The sequence below is a fragment of the Embleya sp. NPDC005575 genome, from assembly GCF_040605455.1.
GTDB lineage: Bacteria > Actinomycetota > Actinomycetes > Streptomycetales > Streptomycetaceae > Embleya.
In genome coordinates, this window is the sequence record NZ_JBEXCV010000343.1 from 1 (window position 1) to 1,515 (window position 1,515).

1 protein-coding gene is annotated in these 1,515 nt (G+C 66.1%); it reads right to left on the reverse strand.

All coding sequences use genetic code 11. The features are described 5' to 3' along the window. A partial coding sequence (locus ABZS54_RS42910; protein WP_355548886.1) for a (Fe-S)-binding protein occupies positions 1 to 1,515 on the reverse strand: 1,515 nt, incomplete at both ends.

Sequence of the window (1,515 nt, forward strand, 5' to 3'; positions counted from 1 at the left end):
CTCCTCGGCCGCCGGTGGTTCGGGGAGTTGCACGGACTGCAACAGCAGTTGTGCCACGTCGACGACGCGGAGTTCCTCCCGGGCCTCGCCGGCCTGCTTCTTGGCGTTGATCGAGTCGGTGAACATCACCAGGCAGAACGGGCACGCGGTGGAGACGATGTCCGGCCCCAGGGCCAGGGCCTCGTCCATGCGCTCGTTGTTGATGCGCTTGCCGATGCGTTCCTCCATCCACATCCGCGCGCCACCCGCACCACAGCAGAACCCGCGCTCCTTGTGCCGGTGCATCTCCTCGTTCCGCAGACCCGGCACCCGCGCGATGATCTCCCGCGGCGGCGTGTACACCTTGTTGTGCCGCCCCAGATAACACGGGTCGTGATAAGTGACCAGACCGTCCACCGGCGCCACCGGCGTCAACCGACCCTCGTCCAACAGGTGCTGCAACAACTGCGTGTGGTGGATCACCTCGAAGTGCCCCTCCAACTGCGGGTACTCGTTGGCCAGCGTGTTGAAGCAGTGCGGACACGTCGTCACGATCCGCTTCCTCGGCGCGTCCTCCAACGCCGCGTTCAACGTCGCCACGTTCTGCGCCGCGAGCATCTGGAACACCACCTCGGAACCCAACCGGCGCGCCGAGTCACCCGTGCAGGACTCCTCCTTGCCCAGGATCCCGTACCGCACCCCCGCGATGTGCAACAGCTCCGCGAACGCCTTCGTGGTCTTCTTCGGCCCGTCCGCCAACGCCCCCGCGCACCCGACCCAGTACAGGTACTCCAACTCGGCCGGCTCGACGTCCTGCCCCACGACCGGCACCTCGATACCGGTCGCCTTCCTCAATTCCTTGACCCAGTCCAGGCGGGCCTTCGTCGCCACACCCCACGGGTTGCCCTTGTTCTCCAACCCCTTGAGCATCGTCGCCGCCTCGGAGGGGAACGCGCTCTCGATCAACACCTGATACCGGCGCATGTCCACGATGTGGTCCACATGCTCGATGTCCACCGGGCACTGCTCCACACACGCCCCGCACGTGGTGCACGACCACAACACGTCCGGATCGATCACCCCGTTCTCCGCCGCCGTGCCCACCAGCGGCCGCTCCGCCTCCGCCAACGCCGACGCCGGGACCTTCGCCAACTGCTCGGGGGTCGCCCGCTCGTTGCCCTCCTCGTCCCTGCCGCCACCCGCCAACAGGTACGGCGCCTTCGCGAAGGCGTGTTCACGCAACGACATGATCAACAACTTCGGCGACAACGGCTTGCCCGTGTTCCACGCCGGACACTGCGACTGACACCGACCACACTCGGTACACGTGGAGAAGTCCAGCAGACCCTTCCAGGTGAAATGCTCGACCTGCGAGACCCCGAACACCGCATCGTCCGCCGGATCCTCGAAATCGATCACCTCACCCCCCGAACGCATCGGCTGCAACGCACCCAACGCGACCCCACCATCCGCCTCACGCTTGAAGTAGATGTTGAAGAACGCCAGGAACCGGTGCCACGCCACACCCATGCTCGG